Annotated in this window: 18 protein-coding genes and 1 pseudogene; 8 read left to right on the forward strand and 11 right to left on the reverse strand. The window is 74.0% G+C overall.

The genetic code is table 11. The features are described from left to right. The first annotated feature begins 19 nt into the window (after positions 1–19). The 6 genes from FHX74_RS18015 (at position 20) to FHX74_RS18040 (ending at position 5090) form a co-directional block, all read left to right on the forward strand. Positions 20–358 carry an ArsR/SmtB family transcription factor gene (locus tag FHX74_RS18015; RefSeq protein WP_182561573.1) on the forward strand — a complete coding sequence of 113 codons (339 nt, stop codon included), beginning with the start codon at positions 20–22 and terminating at the stop codon, positions 356–358. A gap of 187 nt (positions 359–545) precedes the next feature. After that, entirely contained in the window at positions 546–1151 is a 606-nt protein-coding gene (locus FHX74_RS18020) for a helix-turn-helix domain-containing protein (protein WP_182561574.1), read from the forward strand. After that, positions 1144–2385, forward strand: a complete 1242-nt coding sequence (locus FHX74_RS18025) for an MFS transporter (protein ID WP_182561575.1) — start codon at positions 1144–1146, stop codon at positions 2383–2385. Before FHX74_RS18020 ends, FHX74_RS18025 begins: the two co-directional genes overlap by 8 nt. Continuing rightward, a complete protein-coding gene (locus FHX74_RS18030) occupies positions 2382–3593 on the forward strand; it encodes a multidrug effflux MFS transporter (RefSeq protein ID WP_182561576.1) in 1212 nt (403 codons plus the stop codon). Before FHX74_RS18025 ends, FHX74_RS18030 begins: the two co-directional genes overlap by 4 nt. Before the next feature lie 151 nt (positions 3594–3744). Further along, on the forward strand, positions 3745–4329 hold the full coding sequence (locus FHX74_RS18035) for a universal stress protein (RefSeq protein WP_182561577.1): 585 nt from the start codon (positions 3745–3747) through the stop codon (positions 4327–4329). Positions 4330–4418: 89 nt separating this feature from the next. After that, positions 4419–5090, forward strand: a complete 672-nt coding sequence (locus tag FHX74_RS18040) for a hypothetical protein (RefSeq protein WP_182561578.1) — start codon at positions 4419–4421, stop codon at positions 5088–5090. Between the two features lie 23 nt (positions 5091–5113). Here the strand turns inward: FHX74_RS18040 and FHX74_RS18045 are convergent, their stop codons facing one another. The 4 genes and pseudogenes from FHX74_RS18045 to FHX74_RS18060 form a co-directional block, all read right to left on the reverse strand. Next, positions 5114–6589 (reverse strand): FAD-dependent oxidoreductase, encoded by a 1476-nt coding sequence (locus tag FHX74_RS18045; protein WP_182561579.1) that lies wholly within the window; start codon positions 6587–6589, stop codon positions 5114–5116. A 722-nt stretch (positions 6590–7311) separates the two neighbouring features. Beyond that, positions 7312–10065, reverse strand: a pseudogene (locus tag FHX74_RS18050) (Rne/Rng family ribonuclease); the annotation flags it as partial. Between the two features lie 293 nt (positions 10066–10358). Further along, positions 10359–11111 (reverse strand): TIGR03936 family radical SAM-associated protein, encoded by a 753-nt coding sequence (locus tag FHX74_RS18055; RefSeq protein ID WP_182561580.1) that lies wholly within the window; start codon positions 11109–11111, stop codon positions 10359–10361. A gap of 6 nt (positions 11112–11117) precedes the next feature. Beyond that, positions 11118–11786 carry a pyridoxamine 5'-phosphate oxidase family protein gene (locus tag FHX74_RS18060; RefSeq protein WP_182561581.1) on the reverse strand — a complete coding sequence of 223 codons (669 nt, stop codon included), beginning with the start codon at positions 11784–11786 and terminating at the stop codon, positions 11118–11120. 176 nt (positions 11787–11962) lie between these two features. Between FHX74_RS18060 and FHX74_RS18065 the strand changes: the two genes are divergently transcribed. Further along, positions 11963–13555 (forward strand): protein O-mannosyl-transferase family, encoded by a 1593-nt coding sequence (locus FHX74_RS18065; RefSeq protein ID WP_182561582.1) that lies wholly within the window; start codon positions 11963–11965, stop codon positions 13553–13555. 150 nt (positions 13556–13705) lie between these two features. After that, the gene (locus tag FHX74_RS21230) at positions 13706–14566 is read left to right on the forward strand and encodes a DUF559 domain-containing protein (protein WP_182561583.1); all 861 of its coding nucleotides are present in this window, start codon (positions 13706–13708) and stop codon (positions 14564–14566) included. 75 nt (positions 14567–14641) lie between these two features. On the opposite strand, the gene FHX74_RS18075 is transcribed toward FHX74_RS21230, so the two are convergent. Genes FHX74_RS18075 through FHX74_RS18105 form a run of 7 tightly spaced genes read right to left on the reverse strand, consistent with a single transcriptional unit; the run spans position 14642 to position 23306 of the window. Beyond that, positions 14642–16606 carry a TIGR03960 family B12-binding radical SAM protein gene (locus tag FHX74_RS18075; protein ID WP_182561584.1) on the reverse strand — a complete coding sequence of 655 codons (1965 nt, stop codon included), beginning with the start codon at positions 16604–16606 and terminating at the stop codon, positions 14642–14644. A 12-nt stretch (positions 16607–16618) separates the two neighbouring features. Beyond that, on the reverse strand, positions 16619–17050 hold the full coding sequence (gene mnhG / locus FHX74_RS18080) for a monovalent cation/H(+) antiporter subunit G (protein ID WP_328823913.1): 432 nt from the start codon (positions 17048–17050) through the stop codon (positions 16619–16621). Next, a complete protein-coding gene (locus tag FHX74_RS18085; protein WP_182561586.1) occupies positions 17047–17433 on the reverse strand; it encodes a monovalent cation/H+ antiporter complex subunit F in 387 nt (128 codons plus the stop codon). The genes mnhG and FHX74_RS18085 overlap by 4 nt, the downstream gene beginning before the upstream one ends. Beyond that, positions 17430–18062 carry a Na+/H+ antiporter subunit E gene (locus tag FHX74_RS18090; protein ID WP_182561587.1) on the reverse strand — a complete coding sequence of 211 codons (633 nt, stop codon included), beginning with the start codon at positions 18060–18062 and terminating at the stop codon, positions 17430–17432. Before FHX74_RS18090 ends, FHX74_RS18085 begins: the two co-directional genes overlap by 4 nt. After that, the gene (locus tag FHX74_RS18095; RefSeq protein ID WP_182561588.1) at positions 18059–19681 is read right to left on the reverse strand and encodes a Na+/H+ antiporter subunit D; all 1623 of its coding nucleotides are present in this window, start codon (positions 19679–19681) and stop codon (positions 18059–18061) included. Before FHX74_RS18095 ends, FHX74_RS18090 begins: the two co-directional genes overlap by 4 nt. After that, the gene (locus FHX74_RS18100; protein WP_182561589.1) at positions 19678–20298 is read right to left on the reverse strand and encodes a Na(+)/H(+) antiporter subunit C; all 621 of its coding nucleotides are present in this window, start codon (positions 20296–20298) and stop codon (positions 19678–19680) included. Before FHX74_RS18100 ends, FHX74_RS18095 begins: the two co-directional genes overlap by 4 nt. Continuing rightward, positions 20295–23306 carry a Na+/H+ antiporter subunit A gene (locus FHX74_RS18105; protein WP_182561590.1) on the reverse strand — a complete coding sequence of 1004 codons (3012 nt, stop codon included), beginning with the start codon at positions 23304–23306 and terminating at the stop codon, positions 20295–20297. The genes FHX74_RS18100 and FHX74_RS18105 overlap by 4 nt, the downstream gene beginning before the upstream one ends. Positions 23307–23385 lie beyond the last annotated feature (79 nt).

The raw sequence follows: 23385 nt of genomic DNA on the forward strand, positions 1-23385 counted from the left end.
CGGCGAGAATGGGACGGTGATGCCTGAACCGAGCCGACCCCAGCTGGACGTGGCGGCCCGGACCTTCGCCCTGCTGGCCGCCCCGGTCCGACTGCACCTGGTCGCCCTGGCCGCCGCGGGCGAGTACGACGTCGGCACGCTCAGCGAGCACGTCGGGGTCTCGATCGCCACCACCAGCCAGCACCTGACCAAGCTGCGGCTGGCCGGCGTGATCAGCGCCCGCCGGGACGGACGCCGGCAGATCTACACCGTCGACGACCCGCACGTGCTGACCATGGTCGAGCAGATCTTCGAGCACATCGCCCCCGACGGCACCCTCGCCCCCGACCCGCCGCTCGAGGACCGCCACCGGCGCTGACCGGCCCTTCGACAGGCTGAGGGCACGTTCTCGGCGCGCTTCGACAGGCTCAGCGCGCGTTCTCGGCGCGCTTCGACAGCGCTCCGCGCGCCTCCTGGACGTGCGCTGAGCCTGTCGAAGCGCGTTTGCTCGTGAAGTCGCAGGACCAAACTTGAAAATAGATCTTTCGAAAGATACCTTTCGATTTATGACCCCACGCCGGCCCGAGATCGTCGAGGACCACGGCCTGCCGTTGCGCCGACTGCGCAGCCCCGAGCAGCTCCGCGCGCTGGCCCACCCGCGACGGATGCAGCTGATCGACCTGCTGGTCGCCGAGGGCCCGCTGACCGCGAGCGAGTGCGCGGCCCGGCTCGAGGACTCGGCGGCCTCCTGCTCGTACCACCTGCGGCAGCTGGCCCGCTTCGGCTTCGTCGAGGAGGCCGACGGCGGGCAGGGGCGCAACCGGCCCTGGCGCTTCGTGCCGGTGGGCAACCGGATCGAGACCTCCGAGGACGCCACCCCGGCCGAGCGCTCGGCGCGCGAGTCGGTCGAGAACGTCCTCGACGGCCGCGCGGACGACCGCATCCGGCGGTGGCGGGCGCACCGGGCCGCCGACCCGTGGCGGGACGCCGCCGAGGCCTCCGACTACACGCTGCGGCTGACCGAGGACGAGCTGCGCACCCTGGGCGAGCAGATCGCCGCGCTGCTGATGCCGCTGCAGCGCCGCACCTTCGACGGCGAGGCCCCGGCCGACGCCCGGCTGGTCGACGTCTTCACCTACCTGCTCCCCCGTCCGGAGGACCGTCGTGCGTGAACTGCTCCGGCACCGCGACTTCCGGCTGCTGCTGGCCGGCCAGACCTGCTCGATGTTCGGCGACTGGACGCTGCTGCTGGTCTTCGGGATCTGGGCCAAGACCCTGACCGGGAGCAACGCCGTCGCCGGCCTGATGATCTTCGCGATGGCCGCGCCCGGGCTGCTCGGGCCGGTCGGCGGCGTGCTCGTCGACCGGCTCCCCCGCCGGTCGGTGATGATCATCCTCAACCTGCTCAGCGCGGCCGCGGTGCTGAGCCTGTGGTTCGTCCACGACCGCCGGCAGCTGTGGCTGCTGGTGCTGGTCGCGGTCTGCTACGGGCTGAGCTCGGTGGTCTTCAACGCGGCGATGGCCGGGCTGGTCCAGGCGATGCTGCCGACGGGCCTGGTCGGCCCCGCGAACGGCGCGCTGGCCACCGTCCGGCAGGGGTTGAGGCTGATCGGCCCGCTGATCGGGGCCGGGCTGTTCGCGGCGGTCGGGGGCCGCTGGGTGGCCACCGTCGACGCAGCCACCTTCGTGCTGTCCACCTTGGCGCTGCTGGCGCTCCGGCACCGCGAGGTCCGCGCCGCCCGCGCCGCGGTCGCGTTCCGGGCCGAGCTGCTGGCGGGGCTCGACCACCTCTGGCGGACTCCGGTGCTGCGCCGGCTGGCCACCAGCACCGTGGTCTGGGCGGTCGCCTTCGGGCTGACCGAGGCGGCGGTCTACGCCCTCGTCTCCGACGGGCTGCACCGTCCGCCGGAGTTCGTCGGCGTGCTGGTGAGCGCCCAGGGCGTCGGCGCGGTGATCGGCGGGATCGCCGTCACCGCGGCGATCCGGCGGACGCCCGAGCCGGTGCTCCTGATCATCGGACTGGCGCTGATGACCGTCGGCGCCGGGCTCTGCACCGTCCCGGCGCTGCCCGCGGCGGTGGCCGGCTTCGCGGTCTTCGGGCTCGGGATGCCGCTGCTCACCGTCGCCGCCGGCACGCTGCTGCAGCGACGGACCCCGAACGCGATCATGGGCCGGGTGGCCAGCGGGTACGAGGTGGTCTCCTCGGTGCCCTACACCGCCTTCATCGCGGTCGGCGCGCTGCTGGTCGGGGTCTGGCCCTACCAGGTGATCATCGGGTTGGTGGCGGTCGGCTGCGCCGCCGCGGCCCTGTCGCTGCTCGCCGGCCGTCGGGACTGGACGAACCCGTCCGCCGACGCCCCGACGACACCGGAGCCGGCGGCGGACGTCACTACAGTGAGCCGGTGAGCACCGGACCGGCCCCGCACCGCGTCCGGACGGTGGTGGTGCTCGGTCTGCTGTCCACCTTCGGCCCGCTGTCGCTCGACCTCTACCTGCCGTCACTGCCGCACCTGGCCACCGACCTGGCGACGTCGACGTCGGCGGCCCAGCTGTCGATCACCGCCTGTCTGGTCGGGCTGGCCACCGGTCAGCTGATCGGCGGGCCGCTGTCGGACCGGTTCGGCCGCAAGCGCCCGCTGGTGGTCGGTCTGCTCGGCTACCTGCTGGCCACCGTGGGCTGCGCGTTCGCGCCGAGCATCACCGCCCTGGTGCTGGTCCGGCTGGTGCAGGGGCTGGCCGGAGCCACCGGGCTGGTGGTCAGCCGGGCCATCGCCCGGGACCTGTTCGGCGGCCGCGAGCTGATCACGGTCTTCGCCCGGCTGACCCTGGTCTCCGGGCTGGCGCCGGTGGTCGCGCCGGTGCTCGGCGGCCAGCTGGCCCGGGTGATGAGCTGGCGCGGCGTGTTCGGGGTGCTGGCCGGGTTCGGGGTGCTGCTGCTGGTGGCCGGGACGTTCGGACTGGCCGAGAGCCTGCCCACCGAGCGTCGCAGCACCGGAGGTCTGGCCGCCGTCGGCCGCAGCTTCCGGGGGCTGCTGGCCGACCGGCTGTTCGTCGGGCTGGTGCTCGCGGCCGGACTGGCCATCGCCTCGATGTTCGCCTACATCTCCGGCGCGACCTTCGTGCTGCAGGAGATCTACGGCCTGTCCCCGCAGGGCTTCTCGTTCGTCTTCGGTGCGAACTCGATCGGGTTGATGATCATGAGCCAGCTCGGCGGCCGGCTGGGCCGGCGGCTCGCCCCGGGCCGGGTGCTGGCCGCTGGGCTCACGGTCAACCTGGCCGGCGCGCTGGGTCTGGCGGTCGCCGTGCTCACCGGCGCGCCGCTGCCGGTGCTGGTCGTCTCGCTGTTCGTCATGGTCAGCGCCGTCGGGCTGGTGCTGCCCACCGCGATGGGGTTGGCGCTCGCCGACTACCCGCACGTCGCGGGCGCCGCGTCAGCGTTGATCGGGCTCGGACAGTACGTGATCGGCGGGCTGGTGGCCCCGCTGGTGGGGATCGCCGGCGAGGACACCGCGATCCCGCTCGGTCTGGTGGCCCTCGGCTGCAGCCTCGGCGGCAGCCTGGTCTTCTGGGCGGTCACCCGACCGGCCCTGCGCCGCCGGCACGCCGCGGGCTGAGGCGCCGACCAGCGGGGATCGTCAGCACGGCGTGTTCGGTCCGATCCGCCGACATCCCGCCCGCCGGGCGCGGGCACTGCCCTCCGCGGACGGGCTGCAGTACCGTCGGATCCCGGCGCACCGCCGTGGGACCCGACCAGGGAGGGTGATCATGGACGAGACGGCAGCGACCCCCGAGCCCGACGGCGGCGAGACCGCGATCCCGCAGCCGAACGTGCTGGTCGGCGTGACCCCGGGGCAGTCCGAGGTGGTGCTCCGTGAGGCGACGCTGCTCGCCGACCGGCTGGGCGCCGCCCTGGTCTGCGCGCACGTCGACGCCAGCCGCTACATCACCGACGTGCTGCCCGACGGCAGCGTGCTGTCGGTGCCGCTCGACCCCGACCTCGGCGACGCCGAGAGCCCGCAGTTCGACCCCGAGCTGGCCGAGCACGTCCGGGACGTTGTCGGGCGCGAACCGGCGCCGGCGGGCCGTGAGCGACAGCTGATCTTCCGCGCACTGGTCGGCGACCCGGCGCTCGCGCTGGCCCAGCTCGGGGAGACCGCCCAGAGCACCTACTTCGTGGTCGGCACCCGGCGCTCCGGGCTGCGGGCCGGGATGAAGGAGTTCTTCGGTGGGTCGGTCGCCGTCCACCTGGCCCACCGCCAGATCCGCCCGGTGCTGGTGGTGCCGACCGCCCCGGTCCGGCAGAGCGACCATCCGCTGCCCTGGGAGCCCGGGCCGGACGCGCCGGCCTGATCGCCGAACGCTCGGAGGGGCTCACCGGGCTCGTTATCCTCGGCTGTCCGTCCGCGCCGCCGGCGCGGACCGGCGAGAGGAGACGGTGGGTGAGCCGAGCAGTACCGGTCCGCAGGACGCCGCGGGCAGCCGTCCGCGCCGCCGTCGCGGTGGCGGTCGTCGCGGTCGCGGCGACCGGGTGCAGCGGGTCCGGCACGACCGCGGGCGGCACGCCCGCAGCGACGTCGTCGGCGACCTCGGCCGGCACGTCGACCTCACCCTCCGCTGCCCTGCCGACCGCGCCCGCCTCGTCGGGCGCCGCCGCGCCGTCGGCCCAGCCGTCGGGGTCCGCCTCCGTCCCGCCCGGACTGTGCGCGGTCGTCAGCGTGGCGGAGATGAGCCGACTGACCGGGTTCCGGCTCGGCGCGGCCAACCCGTCGGGCGACACCGCGGGCAACCTCTCGTGCACCTACACGCCGAGCGAGGCCGGCAAGAAGACCGATGTCGCCCTGATCGTCGGGGAGGGCACGCTGACCAACACCCTCGACGCGGCCGCGAACGGCGCGAAGTCGACCTTCGACCTGTCCACCGTCGGCCACACCACGGTGACCGGGGCGGACGGGGCCCGGGTGGCCACCGGCCGCACCAGCGGGGTCACCACCGTGTTCGTGGTGGCCGCCAAGGGCGACCGCTACTACACCGCGCTGACCGGCGGCAGCCGGAGCGCGGCCGACTACACCGCCGCCCTGCAGAAGGTGCTGGCCCGGCTGGTCCGCGGCTGAGGACCGGCCGGGTCGGGCCGCGGTCAGCGCCGGTCGGCCATCCGTCCGGCCACCTCGGGGTGCTCGGCGCCCTCCTCGGCGGCGGCCAGCAGCTCGGACCGGTGCACCAGCGTCGAGCGGGGACGACCGTGGCTGACCCCGCGCTCGATCTCCGCGGCGTCGATCCGGTGCCACGCCGGCATCCCCAGCGGGTGCACGCCGCGGCCCTCGAGCAGCTCGGTGAGCTCGCGCAGGTCGTGCTGCGGCGCCTGCGTCCCGGCGGCGAGGTCGGCCAGCAGCGCGGTCACCGTCTCGACGGCGTCGTGCTTGTTGGTCCCGATCACGCCGGTCGGTCCGCGCTTGATCCAGCCGGTGACGTACTCGCCGGGCGCGAAGGCGCCGTCCCGGATCACCCGGCCCTCGGCGTGCGGCACCCGGCCGGTCGAGGCGTCGTAGGGCACGCCGGGGAGCTCGACCCCGCGGTAGCCGACCGAGCGGACCACCAGCTCGGCCGGGATGCGGGAGAACGCACCGGTGCCCCGGACCCGGCCGTCGGCGTCGAGGCCGGTGGACTCGAGCTCCACCGAACTGACCCGGTCGCCGTCGGCGGCGTGCAGCGCCACCGGTCGGCGCCAGAAGTGCAGGTGGATCCGACGACGCGCCCCGGTGCGCGGACGGTCGAGCCACCCGCGCATCACCGTGACGTTGCGCGCGGCGACCTTCTCGACCGCGAGCACGGCCTCGCTCGAGGCGTCGAGCACGAAGTCGGACGGGTCGAGCACGAGGTCGACGTCGAGCTCGCCGAGCTCGCGGAGCTCCTTGGTGGTGAAGGCGGTGTAGGCCGGCCCGCGGCGTCCGACCAGGTGGACGTCGGTGACGGTCGAGCGGTCGAGCCCGTCCAGCACCTCGTCGGCCATGTCGGTGTCGGCGAGGTCGTCGGCGGACTTGATCAGCACCCGGGCCACGTCGAGCGCGACGTTGCCGACCCCGATCACCACCGCCGAGCGGGTGGTGGTGATCAGCTGCTCGATCTCCGCGGTGGTGAGCCCGCTGCGCGCCGTACCGGGCACGTCGGCACCCGCGACGGCCGGGTCGTCGGGGTGGACGTCCGGGTGCCCGCAGTACCAGGCGACCAGCTCGGGCGCCGCGACGCTGCCGTCGAGGTCCTCCCCCGGCACGCCGAGCCGCTGGTCGGTGCCGGAACCGTAGGCGTAGACCACGGCGTCGGTACGGGCCCGGAGCTCCTCGACGGTCAGGTCGCGACCGACCACGACGTCGCCCAGGAAGCGCACCCCGGACCTCTCCAGGGTGCGCTCGAGCGTGTTCCGGATCGACCGGATGCTCGGGTGGTCGGGCGCGACGCCGTAGCGCACCAACCCGAACGGGGTCGGCAGCCGGTCGATCACCACCACCTCGACCGGCACGTCGGTCTGCTGCACCAGCGCCTCGGCGGCGTAGATGCCGGACGGCCCGGCCCCGACGACGGCGATCAGGTACGGCCGGCCCGCGGTGCTGGTCATGCCGCCATTCTGTCCGGTCGCACCAGAGCGCCGGCCGTCAGGCGGACCGGTCGCCCTCGACCGGCCTACGCGTCCGCGGAGCCCGGCTGCGCGGCCGGTTCCGGCTGCGGCGCGGGCGTGCTGCCCGGGGAACCGGCCGGGCGGGTGGCCCGGCCCCGGCTGCGACGCCGAGCGGTGCGCCCGGTGGGCTGGTCACCGCTGGGCTGGTCACCGCTGGGCTGGTCACCGTTCGCTCCCGGCGTGGTGTCCGGCTGGGCCCGCTCGGCCGGCTGGGCCTGCTCGACCGGAGCCTGCTCGACCGGGTGGGCCTGCTCGACCGGCTGGGCCCGCTCAGCCGGAGCCGACTCGGCCGGAGCCGACTCGACCGGAGCCGACTCGACCGGAGCCGACTCGACCGGAGCCGACTCGACCGGAGCCGACTCGACCGGAGCCGACTCGACCGGAGCCGACTCGACCGGAGCCGACTCGACCGGAGCCGACTCGACCGGAGCCGACTCGACCGGAGCCGACTCGACCGGAGCCGACTCGACCGGAGCCGACGGCTCGGTCTGGTCGCGAGGCTCGTCGTGCTGCTGACCGTTCTGGTCGTGCTGCTGATCGTCCTTGCGGCCCCGGCCCCGACGCGAACCGCGACCGCCGCCCTCGGTCCTGCCGTCCTGGCGGCCGCCGCCCTCGTTCTTGTCGGTGCGGTCGTTCCTGTCGGTCTTGTCGTTCTTGTGGTCGTGGCGGTGGTCGTTCCGGCCACCCCCGCGACGGCCGTGGTCGTCCCGGGCGCCGCCGTCGGCCTGCTTCTGGGTGTCCACCGGCACGTCGTGCAGCTCGACGCCGCGGCCGTGACAGGTCGGGCACTCGGTGCTGAACGCCTCGAGCAACCCGGTGCCGATCCGCTTCCGGGTCATCTGCACCAGCCCGAGGCTGGTGACCTCGGCCACCTGGTGCCGGGTCCGGTCCCGGCCGAGGCACTCGACCAGCCGACGCAGCAGCAACTCGCGGTTGGCGGGCAGCACCATGTCGATGAAGTCGATCACGATGATGCCGCCGAGGTCGCGGAGCCGGAGCTGCCGGACGATCTCCTCGGCCGCCTCCAGGTTGTTGCTCGTGATCGTCGCCTCGAGGTTGCCCCCCGACCCGGTGAACTTGCCGGTGTTGACGTCGATCACGGTCATCGCCTCGGTGCGGTCGATGATCAACGAGCCGCCGCTGGGCAGGAACACCTTGCGCTCCAGGCCCTTGGCGATCTGCTCGTCCAGCCGGTAGGCGCCGAACAGGTCGCCGTCGGCCTCGGCGTCCCACTTGCGGATCCGGTCCTTGAGGTGCGGCGCGACGTGCGCGGCGTAGGCCTCGACCGCGTCGTAGGCGTCGGCCATCGAGCCGTTGCCCTGGATGATCAGCTCGGAGAAGTCCTCGGTGAACAGGTCACGGACGATCCGGATGGTCAGGTCGGGCTCGGCGTACAGCAGCTGCGGCGCACTGCCCGACTTGATCTTGGTCTCGATGTCGGCCCACTGCGCCTTGAGCCGGTTGACGTCGCGGACCAGCTCCTCCTCGCTGGCGCCCTCGGCCGCCGTGCGGACGATCACGCTGGCGGTGTCGCCCACCGGCCCGGCCAGGATGTCCTTGAGCCGCTTCCGCTCGTTCTCGGGCAGCTTGCGCGAGATCCCGGACAGGTGCCCGTTGGGGGCGTAGACCAGGTAGCGGCCGGGGATCGACACGTGGTTGGTCAGCCGGGCGCCCTTGGCCCCGACCGGGTCCTTGCTCACCTGGACCAGGATCGTCTGGCCCGACTTGAGGACGCGCTCGACCTTGCGCTCACCGCCCTGGGCGCCGAAGGACTCCCAGTCGACCTCACCGGCGTAGAGCACCGCGTTGCGGCCACGTCCGATGTCGATGAAGGCGGCCTCCATCGACGGCAGCACGTTCTGCACCCGGCCGAGGTAGACGTTGCCGATCAACGACGTCGCCGACTCGCGGTCGACGTAGTGCTCGACCAGCACGCCGTCCTCGAGCACGGCGATCTGGGCCAGGTCGTCGCGCTGGCGGATGATCATCTTGCGCTCGACCGCCTCGCGGCGGGCCAGGAACTCGGCCTCGCTGAGGATCGGCGCGCGGCGCCGACCGGCCTCGCGGCCCTCGCGTCGCCGCTGCCGCTTGGCCTCCATCCGGGTCGAGCCCTCGATGCCGGTCGGGGTGTCGTTCGCGCTCGAACGCCCGCCGCGGCTGCGGCTACGCGACTCCCGCGGCTCGCGGACCCGCTCGACCACCTCGGTGGCCGGGTCGTCGGGTGCGTGGTCGCCGTTGTCGCTCTCCCCGCGACGCCGACGCCGCCGGCGGCGGCGACGCGAGCCGCCCTCGCCCTCGGAGCCGGACTCGTCGTCGTGGTCCGCGTCGTCCTTGGTGTCGTCCTGCGCCGAACCCGGGGCAGCCTGCGTGTCATCCTTCGCGGTGGTCTCGCCCCGGTCGGAGCCGGCGTCGCCGGACCCTGCCTCGGAGCTGCCGCCCGACCCGTCGGACGAGCCCTCGCTGTCGTCGTCCGACCCGTTGCGGCGCCGCCGGCGGCCGCCCCGGCGACGGCGGCGACGGCGTCCGTCGCCCTGCCCCTCGACGCGGTCGTCGCTGTTGTCGTCGTCCTTGTCGTCGTCGTTCTCGTTGGCGATCTCGTCGGCAGTGTCGTCGGCGGTGTCGTCGGCGGTGTCGTCGTCCTGGTCGGATCCGTCCTCGTCCTCGGAGTCCGCGGTGACGTCGGAGGTCGCGGCCGGGCGCGCGGTCAGCGCGCTCACGTCGATGTCGGGGACGGCGAACGGGTCGGTCACCCGGACCGGACGCGGCGCGGCGGGCTGCTCGGCGACGGCGTCGGGCGTCTGCTCCCCGGCGGTCTGCGCCAACTGCGGTTCGACCTCACCGGGGGTGACCTGCTCGGGCGTGATCTCGGCCGGGCCGCCGCGCTGCGGGCTCGCCGGCTCGGCTGCACTGGTGTCCGGCGTGGGCGTGTCGGGCGCGGGCGTGTCGGGCGTGGTCGTGTCCGGAGTGGTCGGCTCGGGCGCGACCTCGGCCGCGGGGGCGGCTGCCTTGCGGGTGGCCCGCTTGCGTGCCGGCTTCTTGACCGGCGGCTCGACCGGCTGCTCCGCGTCGGCCGTCAGCGCGACCGGGGCGTCCGGCGCGGTCTCCGGCGCGGTCTCCGGCGCGACCTCGGCGGCCTTGGCGGCCGCCTTCTTGGTGGTCCGCTTCGCCGCGGTCTTGCGGGCAGTCTTCTTGGCCGGCACCGCGGCCGGCTCGACCGGCGCAGCGTCCGCAGCCGACGGCTCCGCCGGGGCGTCGGCCGGCGGTGCTGGCGTCTCCTCGGCGCCCACGGCCGGTCCGGCCGGGCGGCTCGCGGCCCGGCGGCGGGTCCGCTTGGCCGGCGGGGCGGCGCTCTCGGTCGGCGCGCTGTCGTTCGGGGTGGTGTCGGCAGGGGGGTTGCCGGGCTCGGGATCGAGCATCAAGGCTCCTCTGGGTGCGCGTGGCACCGCGGTCTCGGTTCGCCGTGATCGGCAGCGCACGGGCTGGCCGACCGGCGGAAGCTTCTGGTCTGCGGCGCGTTCGCAGCCGGGCAGCTGCCGCGGTCGCTGCCCGCGTCCTCGCAGGCAGTCGTCGCGGTGCAGATGCCACCGGCCCCCGGTCGCGAGCTGTCACCTCGCTCGGGTTGACGCACCGGTCCGGCAGGTCGTCGGACCCGCTGGACGGTGTCAGTATCCCACAGGCCCGCAACGAACCGCGGCGAGCGCGCCGCGGCTCACCCGGCGAACGGGTCGGCGATCTCCGCCGTGTCGGGGTCGAGCACCCCCTGGCTCAGCCGGTGCAGCACCGGCGGGTCGACCGGGGCGAAGTCCGGCGTCAACGCGGTCAACGCGCTCAGCACGTCGTCGGGACGGACCAGCGGGACCAGGTGCGCGAGCACCAGGTGCAGCGCGGTGCTGCCCTCGGCCACGTCTCCCCCGCCGCCCGGTTCGAGCGGGGCCAGCCGCCGGACGGCGGCGCGGGCGTCGAACCGGCGCATCCCGGTCTTGGTCAGCCGCTCCACCTCGACCGTCTCGGCCGCGAGCAGGGCGGCGCAGGCCCGCGCAGCCACCTCGGCGGGCGCGACCGCGGACAGGGTCAGGTCGATCCGCCAGGACGACCCGGAGAGCAAATCGGCCAGCGGTGTCGGACCGGCGGGCACCGCCGCGGTCACGTCGAGCCCGGGCGGCAGCGCGGCGTCGAGCGCGGCCCGCACCTGCTCGGGGTCGCAGACCCGGACCAGCCCGATCTCGAGGTACTCGGCCTCGCTGGCCGCGCCGGTGGGCGCCGCGTTGGCGTAGGAGATCCGCGGGTGCGGGCTGTAGCCCGAGCTGTAGGCCATCGGCACCCCGGCCCGACGCAGCGCGCGCTCGAAGGCACGGCTGAAGTCGCGGTGGCTGGTGAACCGGGCCCGGCCGCGCTTGGCGTAGCGCAGCCGGAGCCGCTGGACGGGCGGGGCCTGCTGTTCGCGGGGTTCGGCGTGCGGCACGGTCGCTCAGTAGAGCCCGCGGGAGTAGCTGGCCTCGTCGTAGTAGGCGCGCAGTTCGTCGAGCGAGGCGTCGCGCCGGTCGAGCTGGTGAGCGATCTCGGCGCGCGACGCGAGCGCGTCGGGGTCCCAGGTCTCGGGCTTCCAGAGCTGCGAGCGCAGGAACGCCTTGGCGCAGTGGTGGAAGACCTCCTCCACCTCGACCACCAGGGCGAGCAGCGGACGCCTGCCGCGCACCTCGAGGTCGGCGAAGAACGGCGCGTCGCGGACCAGCCGGGCCCGGCCGTTCACCCGCAGCGTGTCCCCGCGGCCCGGGATCAGGAAGAGCAGCCCGACGTGCGGATTGACCAGCACGTTGCGGTAGCCGTCGACCCGCTTGTTGCCCGGACGCTCGGCGATCACCAGGGTGTGATCGTCGATCACGTGCACCAGCCGTCCGGCCGGGTCGCCCTTGGGCGAGGCGTCGAGCCGGCCGTCGGCGTCGGCGGTGGCCAGCACGCAGAACGGGCTGGCCGCCAGCCAGCGACGGTCGAGGTCGTGCAGCGCGGGACGGACCTTGTCGCGGACGGCCTGCGTCGGCTCCCCGACCAGCGCGGTCAGCTCGTCGAGGTCGGTGATCTCGTCCCAGTCGTCGACGCGGGCCGAAGGCCCGCCGCTCGTGGTCTCGGCTGCGCTCACGCCCCGACCCTACGGAGCCGGGACCCCGACGGCCAGCGCATTCGACCCGGCGGTCGCGGCTTCCGCCACCGAGCGACGCCCAGCGGACGGGGAACGGGGCTGTGGGCCCGCGTTGCTACGGTCGAAGCGAGACCGGGCCCGACCGAGCGCCCGAGGCCGCCGCCCCGAGGACGTCCGTGACCGATCAGCTGACCGCCGTCAGACCGGCGACCGAGCCTGCGCGGGTCCCGAGGTCGCTTCCGGGCCGTCGCCGCGCCGAGCTCTGGCCCTACCTGGCCACGACGATGGTGCTGAGCGTGCTCTACGCCCGCACCCTGCAGCCGAGCACCGGGAACGCGGTCTCGATGGACACCACCAAGTTCGACTTCCTCGGCCTGGTGCTCGGCACCGGCCACCCGCCGGGGTATCCGGTGTACACGCTGCTCAACGCGCTGGCCGTCCGGGTGCTGCCGTTCGGGTCGGTGGCCGGGCGGGCGAACGCGCTGTCGGCGGTCTTCGCGGTGGCCTGCGCCTGCCTGCTGGTCGCGGTGTTCCGGAGTCTCGGACTGCGTCGCTCGACGTCGGCGGCGGGGGCGACGGCGATCGCGCTGCTGCCCGCGGTCTGGCAGTTCTCGGTGGTGGCCGAGATCTACACGATGGCGCTGCTGTTCGTGGTCGGCGTGTTGTTCTGCCTGGTCCGCTACGAGGTGACCGGCCGCCGCGGCTGGCTGCGCGCCGGCGTGCTGGTGCTGGCGTTCTCGTTCGCGCACGCGATCTCCAACGTGCTGCTGGTCCCGGGGCTGCTGCTCTATCTCGCCGTCCGCCGCGTCCGATGGCTCTTCCGCGCCCGCGAGCTGGCCTGGCTGCTGCCGACCAGCGCGGTGCTGGCGGTGGTCCCGTACTTCTACCTCTGGTGGCGGACCGTCGCGCCTGCGCTCTACGTCGACGTCCGGGTGGACTCCGTCCCCAGCCTGGTCGACGCGATCACCGGCGCGCGGTACGGGCCACGGATGTTCGCGGTGCCGTCGGCCGACCTGCCCGGCCGCGTCGACACGCTGCTCGCGATCGGCTGGGAACAGTTCGGCGTGACCCTGCTGCTGGTCGTGCTCGGGCTGGTGACCGCGCTGGCGGTGCGGCGGCGCGCCCTGCTCACCGGCGTCCTGGCGCTCTGGGTCGTCTGCACCGTGGTGTTCCTGCTCGACTACGACGTCGACGACTGGACCACGATGCTGCTCCCGGTCTGGACGGTGCTCGGGGTCTGGGGTGTCCTCGGTCTCGACCACCTGCTGACCGCGGTGACCGCCAGGATCGGCGACGGCACACCCCGGCGTCGTCGGGTCACGGCGCTGCTCGCCCCGGTGGTCGGGGTGGCGCTGGTGCTGTCGGCCGCCGTGCACGGCTTCGGCACCGCCGACCGGAGCTGGTACGACCCGCAGCCGCCGGTCGACGCGGCGATCAGCCGGGCCGGGCACGACGCGATCATCTTCACCGCCGACTACTCGACCCGGTTCCAGTTCCACTACCGGCTGCTGCCCGACCGCTGGGGCGAGCGACGCCGGCTGTGGTCGGCCAAGGGCGCGGTCTACGACCCCGGACCGCACCACTGGACCGCGGTGATCCGCGCCTACTGCGCGGCGAACGCCGACGGCGCGGACCCGGCGATCGGCGACGTCCCTCAGCACCTGCGGACCTACGTCTTCGGGTCCGACTACGCCGAGCGGGTCGCGGGAGAGAAGCTGCGGACCACGCGGGTGAGCGGAGAACTGTACCGGGTCTCCTGCCCCGGCTGACCCGGCAGGATCCGACCGCTCGATCGTGCGCCGGACGGTGTCCACGCCGGGCAGCACCGGTCGTCCACACGTGAGCGGTCGTTTCCTGCCCCGTCCACAGCCCGAGGACGGGCAGCGCCGCCCGTGCGGCAACCGTCCCAGGTTGCTGGCGTGCACCCCGAGATCGCCGACGTCCTGCGCGCGGCCGGAGGACTGGTCTGCCGCCGCGAGCACCCGCACCTGGCGGTCCGGCTCGACCACCTCGCCCGGCGCGGTGAGCTGCGGGTGGTGCTGCCGGGGGTGTTCGCGCTGCCGGGGCTGCCCGAGCCGGAGGTCAGCCTCCGTGCCGGCCTGCTCTGGGCCGGCCCGGACGCGGTGCTTTGTCACCGGGCCGCGGCGCGCAGCGGCTTCTGGCCCGGCTGCCCGGTCCCGGTGATCGAGCTCGCCCGCCCGGGCCGCGCGAAGCGGCCTCGTGCGGGATGGCGGGTGCACGACCGGCGGATCCCGCCGGACCTGGTCTGCGAGGCCGGCGGGCTCCGGTTCACCCATCCGGCCCTGACCGCGGTCGACCTGGCCGCCGGCCCTCTCGGCGGCGAGGCGATCGACCGGGTGCTGCGGACCCGCTCCGCCGGGCTCGACCAGCTGTGGGAGGCGCTGGCCCGCACCCCGGGGCGGCGGGGCAACCGGAGGCGGGCGCAGCTGCTGCACGACTCGCGCGACCTGCCGTGGTCGGAGGCGGAACGGCTGCTGCACCGGCTGATGCGGGCGGACGGCCTCACCGGCTGGCGGACGAACGTGCCGGTCGCCGGGACGCCGTACCTGGCCGACGTCTGCTTCGACCGCGAGCGGGTGGTCGTCGAGGTCGACGGCTGGGAGACCCACGGCGGTCGCGAGGCGTTCGAGGCCGACCGCGTCCGGCGCAACCGGCTCGAGCTCGCCGGCTATCTGGTGCTCAACGTCACCTGGCGGCAGCTGACCGAACAGCCCGGGCTGGTCCTCGGCTGGATCCGCGCCGCGCTCGGCAGGATCTGACCGCTCGCAGCCACCGGCCGGGCTCCTGCACGCTCGGCGATCCGGAGCACCGGCGACGAGCGGTCGGATCCTGCCTCAGAGCTTCTCGACCGGGGTGATCGGCAGCAGCGAGCGCCCGGTCGGCCCGATCTGGATCTGGGTGCCGAGGTCGGGGCAGACGCCGCAGTCGAAACACGGCGTCCAGCGGCAGTCGTCGAGCTCGACCTCGTCGAGGGCGTCCTGCCAGTCCTCCCAGAGCCAGTCCCGGTCGAGCCCGGCGTCGAGGTGGTCCCAGGGCAGCACCTCGGCGTACTCCCGCTCGCGGGTGGTGTACCAGGCGAGGTCGACCCCGGTGCCGGCCAGCGCCTCGGTCGCGCAGCGCTCCCAGCGCTCGTAGGAGAAGTGCTCGCTCCAGCCGTCGAACCGGCCGCCGTCGGCCCAGACCGCCTCGATCACCCGGCCGACCCGGCGGTCGCCGCGACTGAGCAGTCCCTCGACCGTGCTCGGCTTGCCGTCGTGGTAGCGGAACCCGATCGCCTTGCCGTAGCGGCGGTCGGACCGGATCGCGTCGCGCAGCTTGGCCAGCCGGGCGTCGACCACCTCGTGATGGTCCTGGGCGGCCCACTGGAACGGGGTGTGCGGCTTGGGGACGAACCCGCCGATGCTCACCGTGCAGCGGATGTCGCGGCGCCCGCTGACCTCGCGCCCGGTGGCGATCACCCGCTTGGCGAGGTCGGCGATGGCCAGCACGTCCTCATCGGTCTCGGTCGGCAGCCCGCACATGAAGTAGAGCTTCACCTGCCGCCAGCCGTGGCTGTAGGCCGTGGCCACGGTGCTGATCAGGTCGTCCTCGCTGACCATCTTGTTGATCACCCGGCGGAGCCGTTCGCTGCCGCCCTCGGGGGCGAAGGTCAGCCCGGAGCGCCGGCCGTTGCGGGACAGCTCGTTGGCCAGGTCGATGTTGAAGGCGTCCACCCGGGTGCTGGGCAGCGACAGCCCGACGTTGCTGCCGTCGTAGCGGTCGGCCAGCTGCCGGGTCACCTCGCCGATCTCGGAGTGGTCGGCGCTGGACAGGCTGAGCAGCCCGACCTCCTCGAGCCCCGTCGCGGCGAGGCCCTGCTCGACCATCGCGCCGATCGTCTCGATGTTCCGCTCGCGGACCGGCCGGGTGATCATCCCGGCCTGGCAGAACCGGCAGCCGCGGGTGCAGCCGCGGAAGATCTCCACCGAGTAGCGCTCGTGCACCGTCTCGGCCAGCGGCACCAGCGGCTGCTTGGGATAGGGCCACTGGTCGAGATCCATCACCGTGTGCTTCGTGACCCGGAACGGCACCCCGGGACGGTTCGGCGCCACCCGGCGGATCCGGCCGTCGGGCAGGTAGTCGACGTCGTAGAACCGCGGCACGTAGACGCCGCCGCTCGCGGCCAGCCGGAGCAGCAACCCGTCGCGCCCGCCGGGTCGACCCTCGGCCTTCCACTCGGCGATCACGTCGCTGATCGCGAGGGCGACCTCCTCGCCGTCGCCGAGCACGGCCGCGTCGAGGAAGTCGGCGATCGGCTCCGGGTTGAACGCCGCGTGCCCGCCGGCCAGCACCACCGGGTCGTCCTCGGTGCGGTCGGCGCTGTGCAGCGGGATGCCCGCCAGGTCGAGGGCGTTGAGCAGGTTGGTGTAGCCGAGCTCGGTGGCGAAGCTGACCCCGAGCACGTCGAAGGCGCGCACCGGGCGGTGGCTGTCCAGGCTGAACTGCGGCACGCCGTGCTCGCGCATCAGCGCCTCGAGGTCGTGCCAGACCGCGTAGGTGCGCTCGGCCAGCACGTCGGACCGGTCGTTGAGCACCTCGTAGAGGATCTGCACGCCCTGGTTGGGCAGTCCCACCTCGTAGGCGTCGGGATACATCAAGCACCAGCGGACCGCGGTCGCCGCCCAGTCCTTGACTACCGAGTTGAGCTCGCCACCGACGTACTGGATCGGCTTGCCGACCCGGGCCAGCAGCGGCTCGAGCCGCTCGAAGACCGACTCCGGGACGGGCTCGCGGACGGGTGCGGGGCTCAGGGCAGTCATGGCCCGACCAGCTTAAGACCTGTCCTGTCCGGCGCCGTCGTCCTCGCGCGGCTCCTGCTCCGGCTCCCCGTTCGGTTCCTCGGCGTCGCTGCTCAGCCGGAAGCCGGCGGTCCGCAGGTCGTCGGCGAGCTCGTCGCGGTCGAGCAGGTCGGTCCGCAGCTGCGCGGTCCGGTAGGCCGTCCGGCCCACCAGGTGCGCGGCGACCGGAGCGGTGAACAGTTGCAGGACGGCGATCAGCACCAGCAGCCCGGTGGCCCGCAGGTCCCGCAGGGTGAGCCCGATCCCCAGCAGCACCAGCAGCAGCCCGAGGGTCTGCGGCTTGGTGGCGGCGTGCATCCGGGTCAGCACGTCGGGCAGCCGGACCAGCCCGATCGCCGCGGCCAGGCAGAGCAGCGCGCCCGCGATCACGCAGACGCCGCCGAGCACGTCGAGGACGCCGGTCACCGGTCCCTCCCCGCGTCGCTGGGCTGCTCGGCTCCCGGCTCGCGGTCGGACGCGCCCGGGTCGACCGGTTCCCATCGCGGCTTGGGGCGTCCGGCCGGGTCCCAACGGTGCGCGCGGTCGCGGTCGGCGACGAACCGGGCCACGCTGAGCGATCCGGCGAACCCGACCAGCGAGAGCACCAGGATCACCGGCAGCGTGGTGGCGTGCCGGTTCACCACCGCCTCCAGCCCGAGCGCGGCGATCACCACCGCGACCAGGACGTCCGCGGCCACCACCCGGTCGAGCGTGCTCGGGCCCCTGGCCAGCCGGACGACGGTGAGCAGCGCCGAAACGCCGAGCACCGCGATCCCGACCGCGGCGACCACCACGGTGAACGCGTTCACCGCGCCTCCCCCGCGGGTTCGTCGCCGCGTACGGCTGCGGGGACGGCTGCGGGGACGTCTGCGGGGACGTCTGGGGGCAGCGGCAACGGCCGGCCCTCGCGGAGGGCGGCGACCTCCGCCGCGCTGCCGAAGGCGCGGATCACCCGTTCCTCGGCGGCCAGCACGTCGGCGCGGGTCCGCTCGAGGTCTGCGTCGGAGCGGACGTCCATCACGTGCAGGTACAGCGTGCTCGAGCTGCGCCGCGCCTCGATCACCAGGCTGCCGGGGACCAGCGTCACCAGCTCGGCGGTCTGGGCCAGGTAGAGGTCGGAGCGGCTGCGCAGCTGGACCCGGACCACGGCGTTGCGCGGGGTGCGGCCGAAGCGCAGCACGGTGACCAGCACCGCACCGCTGGACCGGACCAGGTCGACCAGCAGCCGTCCGGCCGCCGCGGCCACCCCGAGCGGCCGGAGCCGTCCCGGGGTGTCGATCACCGGCATCGGGAAGACCAGCCCGATCACCACGCCCAGCAGCGCGCCGACGATCAGGTTGGCCACCGAGAGGCTGCCCCACAGCAGCACCCAGGTGAGGGCGCAGACGATCACCAGCGACGGCTGCGGCCGCCGGGCGCGGAGCCGCGCGGCGCTCACCGGATCCCCAGCGGCAGCACGGCGTCGATGTACACGCGTGGGTCGAGCAGGTCGCCCGCGGCGCGGACGGTGTAGCCGTAGAGGGGGCCGGCGACCACGGTCAGCCCGATCCCCAGCAGCACCAGCACCGCGGTGGTGAGCACCATCTGCCGCGGCAGCCGCCGGGCCGGGGTCACCGTCCGGGCCCGGGTGGCCAGCGCGGTGCCCGCCGCCGACGGCGCCGGCTCGTCCGGCTCGGCGGCCGGAGCCTCGTCCGTCGCGGTCTCGCCCGTCGTCGGCAGCTCGGGCTCGGCGACCTCGGCGGGCACGCTCCGCCAGAACGCGCGGTTCCACACCTTGGCCATCGTGTAGAGGGTGAGCAGGCTGGTGAGCACGGCGAAGACCACCACCGTCCAGGCCAGCACGCCACCGTGGGCGATGCCGGCCTCGAGCAGCCCGACCTTGCCGATGAAGCCCGACAGCGGCGGGATGCCGGCCAGGTTCATCGCGGGGACGAAGAACAGCACCCCGAGCAGCGGCGACAGCGCGGCCAGCCCGCCGAGCTTGTTGAGTGAGGTCGAGCCGCCGCGTCTCTCGACCAGCCCGGTGACCAGGAACAGCGTGGTCTGGATGGTGATGTGGTGCACGGTGTAGAAGATCGCGCCGGCGTACCCGGCCCGGCTGGCCAGCGCGATCCCGAAGATCATGTAGCCGATGTGGCTGACCAGGGTGAAGGACAGCATCCGCTTGATCTCCGACTGGGCCACCGCGCCGAGGATCCCGATGATCATGGTCAGCAGCGCCGCCACCAGCAGCAGGGTGGACAGGTGGCGGTCGGGGAACAGCACCGTCTGGGTGCGGATGATCGCGTAGACGCCGACCTTGGTCAGCAGCCCGGCGAACACCGCCGTCACCGGCGCCGGCGCGGTCGGGTAGGAGTCGGGCAGCCAGGCGGACAGCGGGAACACCGCCGCCTTGATCGAGAACACCAGCAGCAGCAGGAACTGGAGCAGCTGCTGGACGTCGGGCGGCAACGCGGCCAGCCGCACCCCGAGCTGGGCCAGGTTGACCGTGCCGGTGGCCGCGTAGCAGCAGGCGATGGCGATCAGGAACAGGCTCGAGGAGAGCAGGCTGACCACCATGTAGGTGGTGCCGGCCCGGACCCGCTGGCCGGTGCCCCCGAGGGTGAGCAGCACGTACGAGGCGAACAGCAGGATCTCGAACCCGACGAAGAGGTTGAACAGGTCGCCGGCCAGGAAGGCGTTCGAGACGCCGGCGCTGAGCACCAGGAACGTCGGGTGGTAGATCGAGACCGGGGTCTCGCGCTTGCGCTCACTGAGCTCCTGGCCCATCGAGAAGATCAGCACCGTCACGGTGACCACCGAGCTGACCAGCAGCATCAGCGACGACAGCCGGTCGGCGACCAGCGCGATGCCCAGCGGCTGCGGCCAGGCGCCGACCCACAGGACGATCGTCGAGTAGCGGTCGGTCAGCACGACCAGGCTGGCCGCCACCGCGACCACCCCGAGCAGCGCGACCAGCGCCACCGCCCGCTGGACCCGGGGACGGCGGCCGGTCACCAGCGCGATCGCGGCCCCGATCAGCGGCAGCAGCACCGGCAGCGGGAGCAGGTTGTTCACCGGTCCTCCTCCCCTCCTCCGGTCGGCTGGTCGTCGGGCTGGTCGTCGGGCTGGTCGTCGGGCTGGTCGTCGGGCTGGTCGTCGGTCTGGTCGTCGGGCTGGTCGTCGGGCTGGTCGTCGGGCTGGTCGTCAGGGTCCGGGCGGTCGGCGGGCAGCGGGTCGGCCAGGTCGGCCGGCCGCTCGTCCTCCGGGCGTTCGAGCCGGCGACCCTCCTCGTCGGGCAGCGAGGTGTCGCTGCTGTCGAAGCTCTGCGACTCGAGGTCGGCGAGCGCGAGCTGCCGGATCCGGGCGTCCTCGACGTCGTCGGCGACCTCGTCGTGCCCGTTGAGCTGGAAGCTGCGGTAGGCCAGGGTGAGCAGGAAGGCCGAGACGCCGAGGGTGATCACAATCGCGGTCAGCACCATGGCCTGGGGCAGCGGGTCGCTGGTCCGGCCGCCGGCGCCGACGAAGGGCGCCGCCCCGGCCGCGCCGGAGGCGACCAGGAACAGCACGTTGACGCCGTTCGAGCAGAGCAGCACCCCGACCAGGATCCGGGTCATCGACCGCTCGAGCAGCAGGTAGACGCCGGCGGCGACCAGCACGCCGGCGACCACGATCAGCGCCAGGTTGGGGCTCATGCCTGCTCCCCGCGGCTGACGACCTCGCGGCCGGAGCGCCCGAGGGTGACGCCGGCGCGGGCCCGCAGCGACGGCTTCGGGCTCGGGGTGGCGTTCTCGTCCTCGTGCCGGTCGATCCCGGCACCGAGGCTGCGGGTCAGGTCGAGCATCACGCCGACGACCACCAGGTAGACCCCGATGTCGAAGAACAGCGACGTGACCAGGTGGAACTCGCCGAGCAGCGGGACCGTCCCCCACGGGGTGTGCAGCTCCGACAGCGGACCGAAGGTCACGTAGGCCTCGTAGCTCTGCAGGATCCGGCCGCCGAACGGGATCGGGGCCAGCGCGCTCAGCCCGGCGATCAGCAGCCCGAGCCCGAGCACCAGACCGGCGTCGACCGGCGCGGCCTCGTCGAGCTCGCGGGCGCCGGCGGCCAGATAGCGGACCATCAGCGCCAGCCCGGCCACCAAACCGCCCGCGAACCCGCCGCCGGGGGCGTTGTGCCCGGCGAACAGCAGGTAGAGCGAGACCAGGATCATGATCGGGAACAGCAGCCGGGTGACCACCTCGAAGATGATCGACCGGGCCAGCGGCGACAGGCTCTCCCCCGCCCGCAGCCAGGTGATCCGGCCCGGCGCCGTCGGCTCGGGCGCCGGTGCGGACGACGGCCGGCGCAGCTGGGTGTAGCGGGTCCGGAGGAAGATCAGGCTGGCCACGCCGGTGGCCGCCACGACCAGCACCGAGATCTCGCCCATGGTGTCCCAGGCGCGGATGTCGACCAGGGTGACGTTGACGATGTTCTTGCCGTAGCCGAACTCGTAGGCCGCCTCGCCGTAGGCCGCCGAGACCGGCGTGGCCACCCGGGCCCCGCTGGCCACGTAGGCGGCCAGCGAGACGACCGCGCCGACCCCGACGGCGACCGCCATCCGCCACCAGCGCGAGCTGTGCAGCGGGCGGTCGGTGAAGTACTTGGGCAGCTTGCGCAGCACCAGCGCGAAGATCACCACGGTGACGGTCTCGACCAGCGTCTGGGTGAGGGCGAGGTCGGGGGCGCCGTGCAGCGCGAACAGCAGGGCGACGCCGTAGCCGGTGACCCCGACCAGGATCACCGCCTTCAACCGGCCGCGCGAGGTGGCGGCCAGGAACGCGGCCATGATCATGACCAGGGCGACCACCGCCTGCGCCGGGGTGTCCCAGGCGCGCGGACGGCCGGGCCAGGCGCCGAGCCCGACCAGCGCCGCCCCCGGCAGAACGATCAGGACGATCAGGATCGCGCCGAGATAGAGCGGCAGCGAACCGCGCTGGCTGACCGCGGTGACCTCGACGGCGAGCCGGTCCACCCCGCGCATCACCGCCTGGTAGACGGTCTCGGACTCCCGCACCCGCGGGAAGGTGGCCTGCACCCGGGCCACCCAGGTGCGGCGGCCGAACAGCACCAGCCCACCGGCCACGGCGATCGCCGAGACCAGCAGCGGCACGGTGAACCCGTGCCACAGCGCGAGCCCGTGCGATGGCTCACCGATGGTGAACGCGGACGCGTACGGCTCGAGCGCCGCGGTCAGCGGGTGGCCGAGGAACCCGCCGACCAGGCAGGCCAGGGCGAGCAGGGCGGGGGCGAGCTCGAAGCCGCGCGCCGGGCGGTGCACCGGCGTCGGGGTCGGGTCCCACTCGGCGTCGGGGGCCGGCGAGGCGCTGGCCGTCGCCTGGGTCTTGGTGGCGAAGGCGCCCCAGACGAACCGCAGCGTGTAGGCCACCGTGAGCACCGAGCCGAGGGTGAGCGCCACCAGCAGCAGCACCGAGGCGAGCGGCCCGATCCCGGTACCGTCGCCGTCGGCGTTGCCCACCAGGTAGCCGACGGCCTCGAAGGCGCCCTCCTTGGCCACGAAGCCGGTCAGCGGCGGCACGGCGGCCATCGAGGCCCCGGCCAGCACCGCGGCGACGAAGGTCACCGGCAGCTGGCGTCCGACCCCGCTGAGCTTGCGCAGGTCACGGCCACCGGCCTGGTGGTCGACCACCCCGACGACCAGGAACAGCGCGGCCTTGAACAACGCGTGCGCGACGACCATGGCCAGCCCGGCCAGCGCGCCGGCGCGGGTGCCGAGCCCGACCAGCACCATCAGGAAGCCGAGCTGGCTCACCGTGCCGTAGGCCAGCAGCACCTTGATGTCGTACTGCCGGAGCGCTCGCCAGCCGCCGACGATCATGGTGGCCGCGCCGAGCAGCAGCAGCACCGGTCGCCAGCCGGGGGTCCCGGCGAACGCCGGGGCGAGCACCGCGACCAGGTAGACCCCGGCCTTGACCATCGCCGCGGCGTGCAGGTAGGCGCTGACCGGGGTGGGCGCGGCCATCGCGCCCGGCAGCCAGAAGTGGAACGGCACCTGGGCCGACTTGGTCAGCGCGCCGAGCAGCACCAGCAGCACCGAGGCGGTGACCAGCGGACCGCGGGGCGGGTCGGCGAGCAGGCCGGAGAGGCTGAACGTCCCGGCGGCGTGCCCGAGTCCGATCAGCCCGATCAGCATGGCCAGGCCGCCGAAGGTGGTGACGATGAGCGCGGTCATCGCGGCCCGGCGGTTGGCCTGCGCCGTCGGGTTGTGCCCGACCAGCAGGTAGGAGAAGACCGTGGTCAGCTCCCAGAACACGTAGAGCGCGATCAGGTCGTCGGCGGTGACCAGGCCGAGCATCGCGCCGGCGAAGGCGACCAGGATGCCGCCGGTGCGGGCGGGGGCGGACTCGCCGAAGTACCACCGGCAGTAGAGCAGGACGAGCGCCCCGATCCCGGCGACCAGCAGCGCCAGCACCCACTGCAGGGTGCCGACGGCGTAGGAGAGGTCGATGCCGAGCGCGGGGATCCAGGCCACCCGCTCGACCACCGTCCGGCCGGCCAGGATCTGCGGCCCGAGCGTGCACAGCCAGACGAACGCCGCCGCCGGGGCCAGCGCGAGCACGAAGAACGCCCGCCCCCGCAGCCACCGCACCAGCAGCGGCGTCAGGCAGCCGATGCCGAAGTGGACGGCGATGAGCAAACTCACGCAGGGCCTCTCGTCGTGGTGGGCGAGGTCGGGCGGTCGGGTCAGGCAGGTCGGGCGGGCTCGGCGGCACCCCGGCGGG

Origin of the sequence: Microlunatus kandeliicorticis (genome assembly GCF_014137855.1) — a bacterium.
In the GTDB taxonomy this organism is placed as follows: domain Bacteria; phylum Actinomycetota; class Actinomycetes; order Propionibacteriales; family Propionibacteriaceae; genus Microlunatus; species Microlunatus kandeliicorticis.